At 66.9% G+C, this 13,448-nt stretch carries 13 protein-coding genes; 5 read left to right on the top strand and 8 right to left on the bottom strand.

Features of this window, described 5'->3' with window-relative positions; translation table 11 throughout:
- Positions 1-194 precede the first annotated feature (194 nt).
- The 3 genes from HOP52_RS05275 to HOP52_RS05265 are packed head-to-tail and all read left to right on the top strand — an operon-like array spanning position 195 to position 2,643.
- The gene (locus HOP52_RS05275) at positions 195-950 is read left to right on the top strand and encodes a 5-oxoprolinase subunit PxpA (RefSeq protein ID WP_238976270.1); all 756 of its coding nucleotides are present in this window, start codon (positions 195-197) and stop codon (positions 948-950) included.
- Complete coding sequence (pxpB, locus tag HOP52_RS05270) at positions 947-1,675, top strand: 5-oxoprolinase subunit PxpB (RefSeq protein WP_238976268.1); 729 nt, start codon at positions 947-949, stop codon at positions 1,673-1,675. Before HOP52_RS05275 ends, pxpB begins: the two co-directional genes overlap by 4 nt.
- On the top strand, positions 1,672-2,643 hold the full coding sequence (locus HOP52_RS05265; RefSeq protein ID WP_238976266.1) for a 5-oxoprolinase subunit C family protein: 972 nt from the start codon (positions 1,672-1,674) through the stop codon (positions 2,641-2,643). The genes pxpB and HOP52_RS05265 overlap by 4 nt, the downstream gene beginning before the upstream one ends.
- A 5-nt stretch (positions 2,644-2,648) precedes the next feature.
- On the opposite strand, the gene HOP52_RS05260 is transcribed toward HOP52_RS05265, so the two are convergent.
- The 7 genes from HOP52_RS05260 to HOP52_RS05230 form a co-directional block, all read right to left on the bottom strand.
- On the bottom strand, positions 2,649-2,870 hold the full coding sequence (locus tag HOP52_RS05260) for a hypothetical protein (protein WP_238976265.1): 222 nt from the start codon (positions 2,868-2,870) through the stop codon (positions 2,649-2,651).
- Between the two features lie 244 nt (positions 2,871-3,114).
- Entirely contained in the window at positions 3,115-3,801 is a 687-nt protein-coding gene (csiR, locus tag HOP52_RS05255; protein WP_238976264.1) for a DNA-binding transcriptional regulator CsiR, read from the bottom strand.
- 116 nt (positions 3,802-3,917) lie between these two features.
- Complete coding sequence (locus tag HOP52_RS05250) at positions 3,918-4,532, bottom strand: ABC-type transport auxiliary lipoprotein family protein (RefSeq protein WP_238976262.1); 615 nt, start codon at positions 4,530-4,532, stop codon at positions 3,918-3,920.
- On the bottom strand, positions 4,529-5,467 hold the full coding sequence (locus HOP52_RS05245; protein ID WP_238976260.1) for an MlaD family protein: 939 nt from the start codon (positions 5,465-5,467) through the stop codon (positions 4,529-4,531). Before HOP52_RS05245 ends, HOP52_RS05250 begins: the two co-directional genes overlap by 4 nt.
- A gap of 5 nt (positions 5,468-5,472) precedes the next feature.
- A complete protein-coding gene (locus HOP52_RS05240; RefSeq protein ID WP_238976258.1) occupies positions 5,473-6,258 on the bottom strand; it encodes an ABC transporter ATP-binding protein in 786 nt (261 codons plus the stop codon).
- Entirely contained in the window at positions 6,255-7,376 is a 1,122-nt protein-coding gene (locus HOP52_RS05235) for an MlaE family ABC transporter permease (protein ID WP_238976256.1), read from the bottom strand. Before HOP52_RS05235 ends, HOP52_RS05240 begins: the two co-directional genes overlap by 4 nt.
- Before the next feature lie 63 nt (positions 7,377-7,439).
- The gene (locus tag HOP52_RS05230) at positions 7,440-9,152 is read right to left on the bottom strand and encodes a SulP family inorganic anion transporter (RefSeq protein ID WP_238976254.1); all 1,713 of its coding nucleotides are present in this window, start codon (positions 9,150-9,152) and stop codon (positions 7,440-7,442) included.
- A gap of 130 nt (positions 9,153-9,282) precedes the next feature.
- On the opposite strand from HOP52_RS05230, the gene HOP52_RS05225 reads away from it, so the two are divergent.
- The gene (locus HOP52_RS05225; RefSeq protein ID WP_238976252.1) at positions 9,283-10,557 is read left to right on the top strand and encodes an O-acetylhomoserine aminocarboxypropyltransferase/cysteine synthase family protein; all 1,275 of its coding nucleotides are present in this window, start codon (positions 9,283-9,285) and stop codon (positions 10,555-10,557) included.
- A 198-nt stretch (positions 10,558-10,755) separates the two neighbouring features.
- The gene (locus HOP52_RS05220) at positions 10,756-12,357 is read left to right on the top strand and encodes a methyl-accepting chemotaxis protein (RefSeq protein ID WP_238976251.1); all 1,602 of its coding nucleotides are present in this window, start codon (positions 10,756-10,758) and stop codon (positions 12,355-12,357) included.
- 150 nt (positions 12,358-12,507) lie between these two features.
- Here HOP52_RS05220 and rarD read toward each other — a convergent pair whose 3' ends face one another.
- The gene (gene rarD, locus HOP52_RS05215; protein ID WP_238976250.1) at positions 12,508-13,425 is read right to left on the bottom strand and encodes an EamA family transporter RarD; all 918 of its coding nucleotides are present in this window, start codon (positions 13,423-13,425) and stop codon (positions 12,508-12,510) included.
- Positions 13,426-13,448: the final 23 nt, after the last annotated feature.

Genomic DNA, 13,448 nt, shown 5'->3' with positions numbered 1-13,448 from the left:
GTTGTCGAGTCGAGTTGAAGCCGTCTGCAGGGCCCAATGGCCCGCCTGGCGTCCCTGTCAGCATAGCGGCCGTTCGAGAGGAAGGTTAGGGATTTAGGTAGCAATTAGTCAACGCTATGTAGACTAATGGGTGATGTTTTGAAGTAAAAACGTTGATAAATTCACGACGTTTTCACAGCAAACCAGGGAGAGCCATGATGACGCTGCTGCTCAATGCCGATATGGGGGAAAGCTACGGCCCCTGGGTGATGGGGCTCGACCATGAGGTGATGCCCCACGTGGACCTGGCCAATGTCGCCTGCGGCTTCCACGCCTCTGATCCCGACGTGATGCGCCGCACGGTTCGCCTGGCGAAGCAGCACGGTGTTCGGATCGGCGCCCATCCGGCCTATCCGGACCTGGTCGGCTTTGGGCGTCGTTCCATGGCCTGTTCGCCCGAGGAGATCGAGAACCTGGTGCTCTATCAGCTGGGGGCGCTTTACGGTATGTGCCGGGCCGAAGGCCATGCGCTCAGCTATGTGAAACCCCACGGGGCGCTCTACAACGACATGGCCCGGGATCCTGTGATCATGACCGCGGTGATGCGGGCGATCCTGGCTTTCGATCCCGCGCTGCCATTGATGAGCATGGCGACCCGCGACACTTCGGCGGTCAGAAAGCTGGCGGCTGAACACGGTGTCACCCTGTGGTTCGAAGCCTTCGCCGACCGCGCCTATGACGGCGAGGGTCGGCTGGTGTCACGCCGGGAGGTAGGAGCGGTCCATCACGATGCCGAGCTCATCGTCGGTCAGGCGACGCGCATCGCCCGGGGGCATCCGCTGACCGCCAAGGATGGCAGTCAACTGGTTCTGGCTGCCGATACCCTCTGCGTACATGGCGACAACCCCGAGTCCATTGCTGCGGTGAAGGCGATTCGCCAGGCCCTGCGCGATCTCGGGACGGTCTCATGAGTCGTACCGCTGCCATGGCCCTGCCGCGCATCGAGTCCGCCGGCCTGGACGGCTGGATGGTGAGGCTCTTCGAGCGAATCGACGAGACCAATCTGGGCTGGATCATTGCTCTGACGCGGCGCTGCGAGGCGGCCTTCGGCGAGGCCTTGGTGGACCTGGTGCCCTCCTACACCACCCTGCTGGTGGTCTTCGATCCGCTCAGGCTCTCCCCCGAAGAGGCCTATCGTTGCCTGCAGGGGCTGCTGGGCGACCTGGTGCCGGATGAACAGTCCGACGCTGGAGATATCCTTGAGCTGCCCACCTGGTACGACCCAAGCGTGGGGCCGGACCTTGAGCGGGTTGCAAGATACGCGGGCATGAGCGTGGAGGAGGTGATCGCCTGCCACGCTGACACCGCCTATCGCGTCTTTGCGCTCGGCTTCGCCCCCGGCTTCGCCTTCATGGGGCTGCTGGATGAGCGTCTGGAGGTGCCGCGGCTCGATACTCCCCGCCAGCGGGTGCCCGTCAACAGCGTGGCCATCGCCGGGCGACAGACCGCTGCCTATCCGGCGGTGACCCCGGGCGGCTGGAACCTGCTGGGTCGCACCTCGGTGCGGCTCTTCGACCGCGACCGGGAAGGTTTCAGCCTGCTGGCCGTTGGTGACCGGGTGCGTTTCGTGCCGGTGAGGCGAGAGGCCTTCGAGGCACAGGGAGGCGATACCACCCCGATGGAGGCAGGGCGATGAAGAAGTATACCGTTATCGGTTTCTGCGTCGAACAGGCGGGTCCCCTGGCGCTGCTACAGGATGCTGGGCGATTCGGCGTGCGTCGCCTGGGGGTTACCCAGGGCGGGCCGGCCGATCTCTATGGTTGGGCCTGGGCCAATCACCTGGCTGGTAACCCTTGGGGAGCGCCCGCACTGGAGGTCACCTTCGGCGGCCTGACCCTGGTGGCCGAGCGGGAGCTGACCATCGCGGTGGCGGGTGCTGACCTCGGCGCCACCCTGGACGGTGCCGAGTTGCCGCTGTGGCAGCGAGTCACCTGCAAGGAAGGGCAGCGGTTGCGCTTTACCGCACCCCGCAACGGGCTTCGCGCCTACCTGGCGGTGGCTGGCGGCTTCGTCGCCGAGCCGGTGCTTGGCAGCGTGGCCTGCGTGGTGCGTGAGGGACTGGGTGGGTTTGATGGGCAGGGCAGCAAGCTGGCCGAGGGAGACCGCCTGAGCGTGGGGGAGGCGTCGTTCGCTGGTGCCTCGATCAGCGAGGCCCCTCAGGAAGCGCGTTTCGACTACCGGGCTCCCGCGAGGCTCTCGCTGCTGCCCGGCGCCCAGGTCGGCGAATTCACCGGACAAAGTTTGTTCCAGGCTTTCAACGCCGCCTGGCGGGTGGATGATCGCGCTGACCGGATGGGGGTGCGGCTGACCGGGCCCCGGCTGCGGTGCCGCATCGAATCACTGATCTCGGAGGGAATCGGCCTTGGGGCCGTGCAGGTGCCGCCGGACGGCCAGCCCATCGCGCTGCTCAATGACCGTCAGACCATCGGCGGCTACCCGCGCCTGGGGGCGCTGACACCCTTGGCCGCGTCGCGTCTGGCCCAGTGCCTGCCGGGCCAGGAGGTCCAGCTGGTGGCTGCCTCACGGGAAGGCTGCCTAGCCGAGCACCGGCGCTTCCTGGCAAGTGTCGCAACCCCATCGGTCAGTGCATACCATCCGCCGTGACCGGCTTATGCACCCAGGCCGCTTTCTCGAAGCACCTGATCGAGGCTCGGAGCAGCGCCCGTAGCGGGGCGTTTCTCGGCGCCTTCCACGAGCAGCTGGCTCTCGAGGTCGGCGAGGCCGGTGGCGACGCAGCGTTCGATCAGCACCGACTTGCTCATGCCGGTCTGCTGGCAGAGCCGCTCGAGACGGGCTTCGATGTCATGGGAAAACCGCAGCAAGTGTGGCATGTCGATATCTCCTTGGCGCGCGTCCCCGGGTAGCCTGTGATCGGACCCATGACGCGCTGGCTATGCCATCAAGATAAAACGCATGTTTGAGTTTGTCACCTTTCGAGTCTGCCTGCCGATGGTGACACTGCGATGACTGCCGCGGTTATCCGCGCCCGCTCCCTTCGATCCTGACGCTGATGGCCATGGTGGCCAGTGTCTATTGGCTGGCGCAGGCCAATGAAGCCGCTGCCGGGGAGACCGCCTAGGCCAGCCCCTGGCGCTTCATGACCTCGGTAATGATGGGCACCGGAGTCATCAGGTGGTCGCGCATCATCTCGGCGGCGCGCTCGGCTTGGCGCTGGAGGATCACCTCGACCAGGGCGGCATGCTCCTGGCGCTTGCGCTCGAGCGCGGCTTCCGAGAGCACGGTCTCGCGCAGCCACAGGTGGCGGTAGCGTTCGACCTGGTCGAACAGGCCTTCACGTACCTGCAGCAGGTTGTGGGAATTGCAGCCGCTGGCGATGGCGGTGTGAAACGCCTTGTGACGGGTATCCCAGACCTCCATGAGCTCGTCCGGGGTATTGACCTCCATCACCTTGGCCAGGGTGTGGGCCTTGGCCAGGATCTCCGCCTCCCAGGCATCGTCGCCGCGCTCGATGGCGAGCCGCAGGATCAACCCCTCTAGCTGGGCGCGGGCGTCATACAGGTCGGCGAGCTCGGCCAGCGACATGGGGGCAACGCGATAGCCGCGCTGGCTGATGGCCACCACCAGACGCTCGGCCACTAGCTGCGAAAGCGCCTCGCGCAGCGGACCGATGCCCAGCTCGTATCGCTCCTTGAGCGCGCTCATCAGCAGTTTCTCGCCCGGCGGGAAGACGCCGCGGATGATGTCGCGCTTCAGCCAGCGGTAGGCCGTGATGCCGAGGTTTTGTCGGGGGGAGGTGTCCATGATCGGTATTCCTTGCCTTTACCGAACATGATACCGAATTGTGAGCTAAGCCGGTAACCGTCGATATTGCCAATAGGCATTGAGCCTCTTAAGAAGTATCGATGTCGCGCGGTCTGCTAACGGTGCCGGTGCGCCTCGCCCAGGGTCCAGTCCACCAGCTCCTGGACCAGGCGGTCCGTGGCCAGACCGAGCGCCGCGACCACATCCCCGATCTCGGTCGTTGCGGCGGCTTGGCGCTGGGAGAAGCGCTGGCTGGCCAGCAGTCGCCGGGAGCGGGAATCGACCAGCCGCACGTCGATCGTTACCACCGCGTCGGGAAGGTCGTTGATATATTCGCTCTGGAAAGCGCGCAGGTCGCTGACCAGGGTCAGGTCGCTGGGTAGCGACGACTCCCCATGGGTGAGGCGTGACAGACGGCCATCCTCGCGAAAGCCATCCAGTAGGCGGTCGCGGAGCAGCACCGGGGCGTCATCCGTCCAGCGCGCTCCCTGGTAGACGCTGGGGCGATGGGGCTCGGGCAGGACCACGATCCGCGCACTGTCGAGCAGGCGGCCGGCTTGCGGAGTGGCCAGGTGAAGGGTCATCTCCGGGGCGGTACCGACCGCGGTGCCTTCGGCCAGCGGCTCGGCGGGCAGGGCGTAGAGGCTTGATGGCTCGCGCGTCGGTACCAGGGTGCAGGCGCCGAGCAGCGACACTGCCAGCAGCAGCGAGGCGATGGTCAGGTGTCTCATGGTGAGAACTCCTCGATGCCGTCGCGGCCCATCAGGAAGTCGGCGGGGCTTTCCTCGAGACGGCGAACGATCCGGTTCAGGGTCCCGAGGGTGCGGCGCAGCTCCGCCGAGGCGGGCCCCAGCCCCTGGATTCCCTGCAGGCCGCTTTCCAGCGCACCCTGATGATCGGCCAGCAGCGACTCGAGCCCGCGGGCGGTGCGGGCGAGGCTCTCAGTGGTCTCCCGGGCGCCGAGCACGATGCGTTCGCCCTGGTTGTCGAGCAGGGTGCCGGTCTGGCGCGTCACGGCGCCAAGCTCGCCGATCGCACCGATTGCCTCCTCGATGAGTGCTTCGAGCTGCTCCATCAGCTGTGAGGAGCCGCCGCCCAGGGCCGCAAGCTGGTCACTGGTGCGCTCCAGGTTGGCGATGATGCGGGTCACCTTGGCGGTGTTCTCTTCCGAGAGTAGCGCCTCCAGGCCGGCCAGCACACTGTTGACGCTGGCCATCAGCTCTTCGCTATCCTCGAGCAGCGCGCCGATCGGGGAGGGGTCGGCCACGATACGCGGCGGCCGCTCTCCCACGGCGAGCAGCGGCGGGCTTTCCGGCGTGCCGCCGTGGAGCTGAATGGACATGCTCCCGGTGATATTGGCCAGCGCCAGGCGCGCTCGGGTGTCCTGCTTGACCGGCACGTCACTGCGGACCCGGATGCGGGCCAGCACGTTGCGCGGATCCGTTGGGTCGAGCCGTAGGTCGGTGACATCGCCGACCCGCACGCCGCTGTACTCCACGGCGTTGCCAACGCTCAGCCCGCTGACCGAGCGATCGAAGAACACCTCGAAGTGGGCGAAATCCCGGTCGGCGGTGCCTTGCCCCAGCCAGACGGCAAACAGTACGCCGCCGGCAGCGGCCAGCACGGTAAAGAGGCCGATAATGACATGGTGGGCGCGGGTTTCCATGGGTGTTACTCCTTTCGCTGCGCGGCCTGGCTGGCTGCGCGTCCCCTGGGACCGTGAAAGTAGTCGCGAATCCACTCATTGTCGGTGGCTTCCACCACCGCGAGGCGTTCGGCGACCAGTACTCGCCGGTCTGACAGCACTGCCACCCTGTCGCAGGTACTGTACAGCGTATCGAGATCGTGGGTGACAAGAAAGACGCTCAGTCCCAGAGCATCGCGCAGGGTCAGCAGCAGGCGGTCGAAGGCGCCGGCGCCAATGGGGTCGAGCCCGGCCGTCGGTTCGTCGAGGAACAGTACCTCGGGGTCCATGGCCAGGGCCCGCGCCAGGGCCGCTCGTTTGACCATCCCGCCGGAGAGGGCATCCGGGGTGAGCCGGGCCGCCTGGGGGGGAAGACCGACCAGGGCCAGCTTGACCCGGGCCAGATGCTCGGCATCGGCGCGCGTGAGCCCGCTGTGCTCGATCAGCGGCAGGGCAACGTTCTCCTGGAGGTTGAGCGAGGTAAACAGGGCGCCGCGCTGGAACAGCACGCCGAAGCGGCGCTCGAGTCGTGAGCGCTCATCGGCAGGCAGGCGCTGCAGATCCTCGCCGAGTACCCGGATGCTGCCGGCATCGGGGCGCTTGAGCCCGACGATGCTGCGCAGCAGGACCGACTTGCCGGTTCCCGAGCCGCCGACCACGCCGAGTATCTCGCCGCGGTAAATGTCCAGGTCGAGGTTCTCGTGCACGCAATGGCTGCCGAAGCGGTTGACCAGGTCGCGCACCTCAATGACCGTCTCGCCGGCGCCGCTCACCAGCCCATCTCCATGAAGAAGAGCGCGGCCAGGGCATCGAGCAGGATGACCATGAAGATCGACTGTACCACGCTGGAGGTGGTGTGCTCCCCGACCGACTGGGCGCTGCCGGCGGCCTTGAAGCCTTCCAGGCAGCCGATCACCGCGATCAGGAAGGCGAACAGCGGCGCCTTGGCGAGGCCGACCAGGAAGTGGTTGAGCGGGATGTCGCGCTGCAGGATGGCCAGGAACTGCGCAAGGGGGATCTCCAGCGCCAGGCTGCATACCAGGGCGCCCCCCAGCATACCGCTGAGCATGCCGACCAGGGTCAGGATCGGCAAGCTGATCATCATCGCCAGCACCCGCGGCAGCACCAGCAGCTCTACCGGGCTCAGGCCCAGGGTGCGGATGGCATCGAGCTCCTCGTTGGCCTTCATGGCGCCGATCTGGGCGGTAAAGGCGCTGGCGGTTCGCCCCGCCAGCAGGATGGCCGCCAGCAGCACGCCGAACTCCCGCAGGAAGGAGTAGGCCACCAGGTTGACCGTGTAGATGGTGGCGCCGAAGTCCCGGAGCACGGTGGCGCCGAGAAAGGCCACCACGGCACCGACCAGGAAGGTGAGCAGGGCCACGATGGGAATGGCGTTGAGCCCGCTCTGCTGCAGCTGGGCCACCAGCGCGGTGATACGCCAGCGGCGGGGGCGCAGCAGCCCGCTTACCAGGCTGGCCAGCGTCACGCCGATGAAGCCGATCAGTTGAAACTGCTGATGCCCCAAGCCGGCGACCCGCTGGCCGAGGTCGGCCAGGGCGGCCAGCGGCGGAAAGACCGAGGGCGGGGCAATGTCGAGTGGCTCGCGCATGGCATCGGCGACCGCCACCAGCAGCGCCTGCTGTTCGGCGGGCAGGGCCGGGGCCCAGTCGCCCACCCTGAGCACCCGCTGGGCCCCGAGCAGCTCCACCAACAGCACGGCGCCGGAGGTGTCGAGCCGGCCAAGCGGCGTCAGATCCAGCGTCTCGGTGCCGCGCACCTTCGCCACCTCGCGCCTTAGCCGTGAGTGGTGGGGCAGCGTCCAGTCGCCGACGGCGCGCAGACCCTCGTCTCCCTGCTCGAGGGTGCCGGCATGTGTCGCGGTATGAGTCATCGGATCCCCCCTCGCTCCCTGAAGGTGGCCGTCATGGCAAGGCATGTGCCGGCCACTATAGCGTCATGTGGCGTCACGTGACAGCTCGTGCCAGGCGGCGTAGGTGCTGAGAAACACCCGACCGGTCATGTCATCGAGGAAGTCGCTGCGCTTGAGCCGGTCCATCACCGGCCCCTTGACCTCGGCCAGATGGAGGGTGACGCCAGAGTCCTTGAGCCGGGCGTTGATGGCGTCGAGGCTCTCCAGTGCCGAGGCATCGATCAGGTTCACCGCCGAGCAGATCAGCACCACGTGTTCGAGCGCCGGTCGGCTGGCCACTAGGGCATAGACGGTGTCCTCCAGGTAGCGGGCGTTGGCGAAGTAGAGGCTCTCGTCGATGCGCAGCAGCGCCACGTGGCTGGCGCTTTCGGTGTCGTGGCGCTCGACGTTGCGGAAGTGCTCTGTGCCGGGTATCCGGCCGACCAGGGCGCTGTGGGGGCGGCTGGTGCGATACAAAAAGAGCCCGATGGAGAGCAGCACCCCGGCGATGATGCCGGCCTCGACGCCCTCGACCAAGGTTAGGACGATGGTCACCGCCATCGCCGAAAAGTCGCTGCGGGAGTAGCGCCAGGTTTGGCGAATCATGGGAATATCGACCAGGGTCAGCACCGCGACGCTGATCGTGGCGGCCAGGGTGGCGATCGGCAGATGGTAGAGCAGCGGTGTCAGGGCCAGGGTGACGGCGGCGATGCCGAGGGCGGCGAAGAGCCCCGCCATCGGCGTCTGGGCGCCGGCGTCGAAGTTGATGACCGTGCGTGACAGGCCGCCGGTGACCGGCATGCCGGCCGAGAAGGCCGCGGCGATGTTGGAGCCCCCCAGGGCGACCAGTTCCTGATTGGGCGAGATGCGCTGGCGGCGCTTGGCGGCCAGCATCTGGCCCATGGAGACCGACTCGACAAACCCTACCATGCTGATCAATAGCGCCGGGACCAGCAGGGCCCGCCATAGCGAAGTGTCGTAGCCAGGCAGGGTGAAGGGCGGCAGCCCGCCGGGGATGTCGCCGATCACCGCCACGCCCCGCTGGTCCAGCGCCAGCCACCAGGCAAGCAGGGTGGTGACCACCACGGCGAGCACCGGCCCGGCCCTTGCCAGCAGCGCGGCCAGTGCGGTGGGAAGCCCAAGCCGCAGCAGTGCCGCCTTGCCCCGCCGGCGCACCCAGACCAGAAAGACCAGGGTCCCGCCTCCAATGGCAAGTGTCGGCCAGTGGGTCTCGCCGATGTTGCCGGCCAGGCTTAGGCTGAGGCTGGCCACCGTATAGCCGCTGGCCTCCACCCCGAGCAGATGGGCGGCCTGGCTGGCGGCGATCAGGATGCCCGAGGCGGAGAGGAAGCCGGCGATCACCGGATGGCTCAAAAAGTTGGTGAAAAAACCCAGGCGCAGCAGACCCATGAGGGTCAACATCCCGCCGGAGAGCAGCGACAGAACCAGGGCCGCCTGGAGATACTCCGGTGTGCCGGGGGTGGCCACCCCCGCCAGCGCGGCGCCGGTCATCAGCGCAATGATCGCCACCGGCCCCACGGCCAGCGTGCTGCTGGTTCCCAGCAGGGTATAGGCAAGCAGCGGCAGGATGCTGGCATAGAGGCCGACCACCGCCGGCAGGCCGGCGAGGATGGCGTAGGCCAGCGACTGGGGGATGACCATCACGGTGACGATCACCCCGGCCAGCAGATCGGCGCCGCACAGCCGGCGGTTGTAGTGGGGCAGCCAGGTGAGAATGGGCAGGTAACGCTTGAGCATGCGGTTTCGCCGTTGGGTCAGGGGAGAGCGGGCGATAGCGGTTTTCCATCGAGACTAAACGATATTGGTGCCCGGGGTGAGTGTTGGGTAGCATCGGATGACATTCCAGACACACCAGCAAGGACACGCCATGAAGCTCGAGACCCTCGCCCTGCACCACGGCTACCAGCCCGACAATCAGAACGCCGTGGCCGTGCCCATCCATCAGACCACGTCCTTCGCTTTCGACAGTGCCCAGCACGGTGCCGACCTCTTCGACCTCAAGGTCGAGGGCAACATCTATTCGCGGATCATGAACCCCACCTGCGCGGTGCTCGAGCAGCGTCTGGCGGCGCTGGAGGGGGGGATCGCCGGCCTGGCGGTGGCCTCGGGCATGGCGGCCATCACCTATGCGATCCAGACTATTGCCGAAGTCGGCGACAACATCGTCTCGATCAGCGAGCTCTACGGTGGCACCTACAACCTGTTCGCCCATACGCTGCCGCGCCAGGGCATTGAGGTGCGCTTTGCCGATAAGGACGATCTCGCCGGCATCGAGTCGCTGATCGATGCGCGCACCAAGGCGGTCTTCTGTGAGAGCGTGGGCAACCCCTCCGGCAGCGTGGTGGACTTGGCGAGACTCGCCGAAGTGGCGCACCGCCACGGGGTGCCGGTGATCGTCGACAACACCGTGCCGACGCCTTTCCTGTGGCGACCCATCGAGCACGGCGCCGATATCGTGGTGCACTCCGCCACCAAGTATATCGGCGGGCACGGCACCACCGTAGGCGGGGTGATCGTCGATTCCGGCAAGTTCCCCTGGGCCGAGCACGCCGAGCGCTTCCCGCTACTCAACGAGCCGGATGTCTCCTATCACGGGGTCTGCTATACCCGGGACCTGGGCGAAGCCGCCTTTATCGGCCGTGCCCGGGTGGTGCCGCTGCGCAACATGGGGGCGGCGCTCTCGGCCCAGGCGGCCTGGAACCTGCTGCAGGGGCTGGAAACCTTGTCGCTGCGCATCGAGCGTGTCTGCGACAACGCCCTGACGGTCGCCCGTTATCTCCAGGACCATCCGCTGGTCACCTGGGTCCAGTATGCCGGCCTGCCGGACCACAAGGACCACGGCCTGGCCCAGGAATACATGGGCGGTCGGGCTTCGGGCATCCTTAGCTTCGGCATCCAGGGCGGGCGCGAAGCCGGTGCCCGCTTCTACGACGCGCTGGGACTGATCCTGCGCCTGGTCAATATCGGCGACGCCAAGACCTGCTCGTCGATCCCCGCCTCCACCACCCATCGTCAGCTCAATGACGAAGAGCTCAAGGCGGCCGGGGTCACCGCCGACATGGTGCGCCTCTCCATCGGCATCGAGCATGTCGACGACATCATCGCCGACCTGGATCAGGCGCTGGCCGCCAGCCAAGCCTGACACCCGCCGCCATGCTGTCACTTCGCCGCCGCCCACCCGGGCGGCGGCGGTCCGTTGGGACGGAGGCGAGCACCTGTTATCGGCAGAGACGGCAGTCACTTGAGTCGGGCTTTGGTCTGTCAGGCCAAAGTACAAGACAGCCCTCGATGACAAGGCGGTAAGCTGCTTGGCACATCAATAACAAAGAGGGATGTCGCCATGCGGATGCTGATGTGGCTGGCAGGCTTGATTCTGCTCGCTGCTGGCCTTTTCTTGCTGAGTCTGGTCGGGGAGGCGCGCTTGGCCGCCGCGGCCCTGATCTGCGGTGTGCTGGCCGGCGCGCTGCTGGCGCTGTCGGGGGTGGTCGGGGTGTTCCGGGCCAGCGCCAATGAGCTGGAAGAGGCGCGGGTGAGCGCCTGGATGGCGCCAACCCGGGACTACCTGTCGCTGCGTCGCATGGCCCATGGCTTGATCGACCGGGCCAGCAATGCCGCCATTGCCTCGGCCGAGGTATCCCACCACGCCGATCAGATGGACCAGCGTCTGGACCGTCAGGAGGCGGTGGTACGTGAAGCCTCGTCGAGCATGGCCGCGATCACCTCGGCCATCGAGCAGGTCGCCGCCAGCGCCTCCAATGTGGCGACCCTGGCGAGTCGGTCTCGTGACGCAAGTCATGTCAGCCGTGAGTCGCTGGACCAGGTGATCGAGGAGATGCAGGCCCTGGCGGAGCGTTCCGAGGAGGCGCTGGGGCTGCTCAACGCGCTCAGCGAGAAGGCCGACAGCGTGCGCCATGTGACCTCGCTGATCGAGGAGATCGCCGAACAGACCAATCTGCTGTCGCTGAATGCCTCCATCGAGGCGGCGCGCGCCGGCGAGCATGGCCGAGGGTTCGCCGTGGTTGCCGGCGAGGTACGCCAGCTGGCCGGACGCACCGCAGATGCGACACGCAACGTGGAGGCGCTGGTTGGCGACATCGGTGAGAGCAGCCATCGCGTGGTGGACACCATCGGCCACCTGATGCAGCGGGTGGGGGAGCGGGCCAAGGAGATGCACGGTGTGGGAGAGCAGCTCTCCTCGATTACCGGCGATTTCGATCAGGTCGAGAGCGAGATCCGCTCCATTGCCGAGGCCATGGATGACACCAACCGCCATACCCAGCGGGTCGCCGGCACCCTGACGACCCTGGAGACGGAGACCGAGGAGGGCAACCGCGATATGCACGGGCTGGCCTGCCAGGCGCGCTCGCTGATGGAGGCGGCGGAAGCCGTGGACGGTGCCCTGGCCCAGCAGCGCCTGGAAGGGCGCCACCAGCAGGCGCTGGAGGCGGCCCGACAGGCGGCGGAGCGGGTCGGCAAGCTGCTCGAAGGAGCCCTCAAGCGCGGCGAGCTGGATGAGCGCAGCCTGTTCGAGCCGCGCTATACACCCATTGCCGGCACCAACCCCGTGCTCTACCGAACCGAGTACGACAGCTTCACCGATCAGCACTTCCCCGACATTCAGGAGCCGATGCTCGACGAGCTGGGGCTGGCCTACGCCATTGGCATCGATCGCCGGGGCTATGTGCCGACCCACAACCGCAAGGTCAGCCAGCCGCCGAAGGGCGACTATGAGCACGACCTGAAATTCTGCCGCAGCAAGCGGATCTACGAGGATCCCACCGGCCAGCGCTGCGCGACCCATCAGGAACCGCTGCTGCTGCAGACCTACAAGCGGGATACCGGCGAGATCATGCACGACCTCTCGGTGCCGGTCTTCGTGGCGGGCAAGCACTGGGGCGGTTTCCGGGTCGGCTACCAGCCCGAGCAGCCCGAGGCGGCCTGACCCGGTCAGTCGCGATACTGACGCAGAAAGCGCCGGTCCAGCCCTTCCAGGCCGGCCCGCGTCCGGGCTCACGGCAGCGCCAGGCTCTCGACAAGCGTCGGCGGCGACCGCTGGCCCAAAAAAGGCAGGTTGCGAACAGCGCTCGGGGGGTCAGCGAGGCTTGCCAGCCGGCACGGCGCTCGCCCGAGACTGCCAGGCCGACCAGGAGTAGAGTGCCAGACTCGCCCAGATCATCATGAAGGAGGCCAACTGGACGGGCACCAGCGGCTCGCGAAACACCAGCAAAGCGATGAAGAACTGGATGGTCGGGTTGAGGTACATCAGAAAGCCCAGGGTGGCCAGCCGCAGGCGCCGGGCGGCGCCGGCGAAGGCCAGCAGCGGCAGGGCGGTGACGACGCCGCTGGCCATCAGCAGCAGGCTGGCGTTCGGGGCCGAGAAGAAATTCGATAGCTCGGCCATCGACAGCCAGGTCAGGGCCATTAGCGCCAGGGGCAGCAGCAGCAGGGTCTCCACGAACAGCCCCGAGAGACCGTCCAGCGGCACCTGCTTGCGCAGCAGGCCGTAGGTGCCGAAGCTCAGCGCCAGGATCAGGCCGATCCAGGGCACCTTGCCCAGCAGCACCAGCTGGATGGCGATGGCCAGCGCCGCTATCAGTACCGCAATTCGCTGTAGGCCGGCCATGCGTTCGCGCAGCACCAGCAGGCCTAGCGCCACGTTGACCAGCGGGGTCAGGAAGTAGCCGAGGCTGGCCTGGAACACCTGGCGGGTTTCCACCGCATAGATATAGACCCCCCAGTTGACGGCGATCAGCACCGCGCAGCCCAGCACCCGCCATAGCCGCTGCGGTTCGGCCAGTGCCAGGCGAACCGGCCCCCAGCGACGCAGCAGCGAGACCACGCCGATCAGGAACAGGCAGGACCAGAGCACGCGGTGGATCAAGATCTCGAAGGCGGGAACCCCCTCGAAGAGGGCGAAGAACAGCGGGAAGCAGCCCCACATGACGTAGGCCGCCAGGCCGTATGTCACGCCGTGGGCGGTTTCGCGATCCGGAAGGGATTGGGTCGGCATGGGACACTCGTGCAAAAGCCAAT

Source organism: Billgrantia campisalis (assembly GCF_022341425.1).
Lineage (GTDB): Bacteria > Pseudomonadota > Gammaproteobacteria > Pseudomonadales > Halomonadaceae > Halomonas > Halomonas campisalis.
Note: the sequence above shows the minus strand (reverse complement) of the source record. Positions and strands in the feature narration are given on the sequence as shown.

Excerpts from the sequence above, each read along its gene's own strand:
- HOP52_RS05260 (WP_238976265.1), bottom strand. The coding sequence starts at position 2,870 with ATGCCACACTTGCTGCGGTTTTCCCATGACATCGAAGCCCGTCTCGAG.
- pxpB (WP_238976268.1), top strand. The coding sequence starts at position 947 with ATGAGTCGTACCGCTGCCATGGCCCTGCCGCGCATCGAGTCCGCCGGC.
- csiR (WP_238976264.1), bottom strand. The coding sequence starts at position 3,801 with ATGGACACCTCCCCCCGACAAAACCTCGGCATCACGGCCTACCGCTGG.
- HOP52_RS05230 (WP_238976254.1), bottom strand. The coding sequence starts at position 9,152 with ATGCTCAAGCGTTACCTGCCCATTCTCACCTGGCTGCCCCACTACAAC.
- HOP52_RS05250 (WP_238976262.1), bottom strand. The coding sequence starts at position 4,532 with ATGAGACACCTGACCATCGCCTCGCTGCTGCTGGCAGTGTCGCTGCTC.
- HOP52_RS05225 (WP_238976252.1), top strand. The coding sequence starts at position 9,283 with ATGAAGCTCGAGACCCTCGCCCTGCACCACGGCTACCAGCCCGACAAT.
- HOP52_RS05235 (WP_238976256.1), bottom strand. The coding sequence starts at position 7,376 with ATGACTCATACCGCGACACATGCCGGCACCCTCGAGCAGGGAGACGAG.
- HOP52_RS05265 (WP_238976266.1), top strand. The coding sequence starts at position 1,672 with ATGAAGAAGTATACCGTTATCGGTTTCTGCGTCGAACAGGCGGGTCCC.
- rarD (WP_238976250.1), bottom strand. The coding sequence starts at position 13,425 with ATGCCGACCCAATCCCTTCCGGATCGCGAAACCGCCCACGGCGTGACA.
- HOP52_RS05275 (WP_238976270.1), top strand. The coding sequence starts at position 195 with ATGATGACGCTGCTGCTCAATGCCGATATGGGGGAAAGCTACGGCCCC.
- HOP52_RS05220 (WP_238976251.1), top strand. The coding sequence starts at position 10,756 with ATGCGGATGCTGATGTGGCTGGCAGGCTTGATTCTGCTCGCTGCTGGC.
- HOP52_RS05245 (WP_238976260.1), bottom strand. The coding sequence starts at position 5,467 with ATGGAAACCCGCGCCCACCATGTCATTATCGGCCTCTTTACCGTGCTG.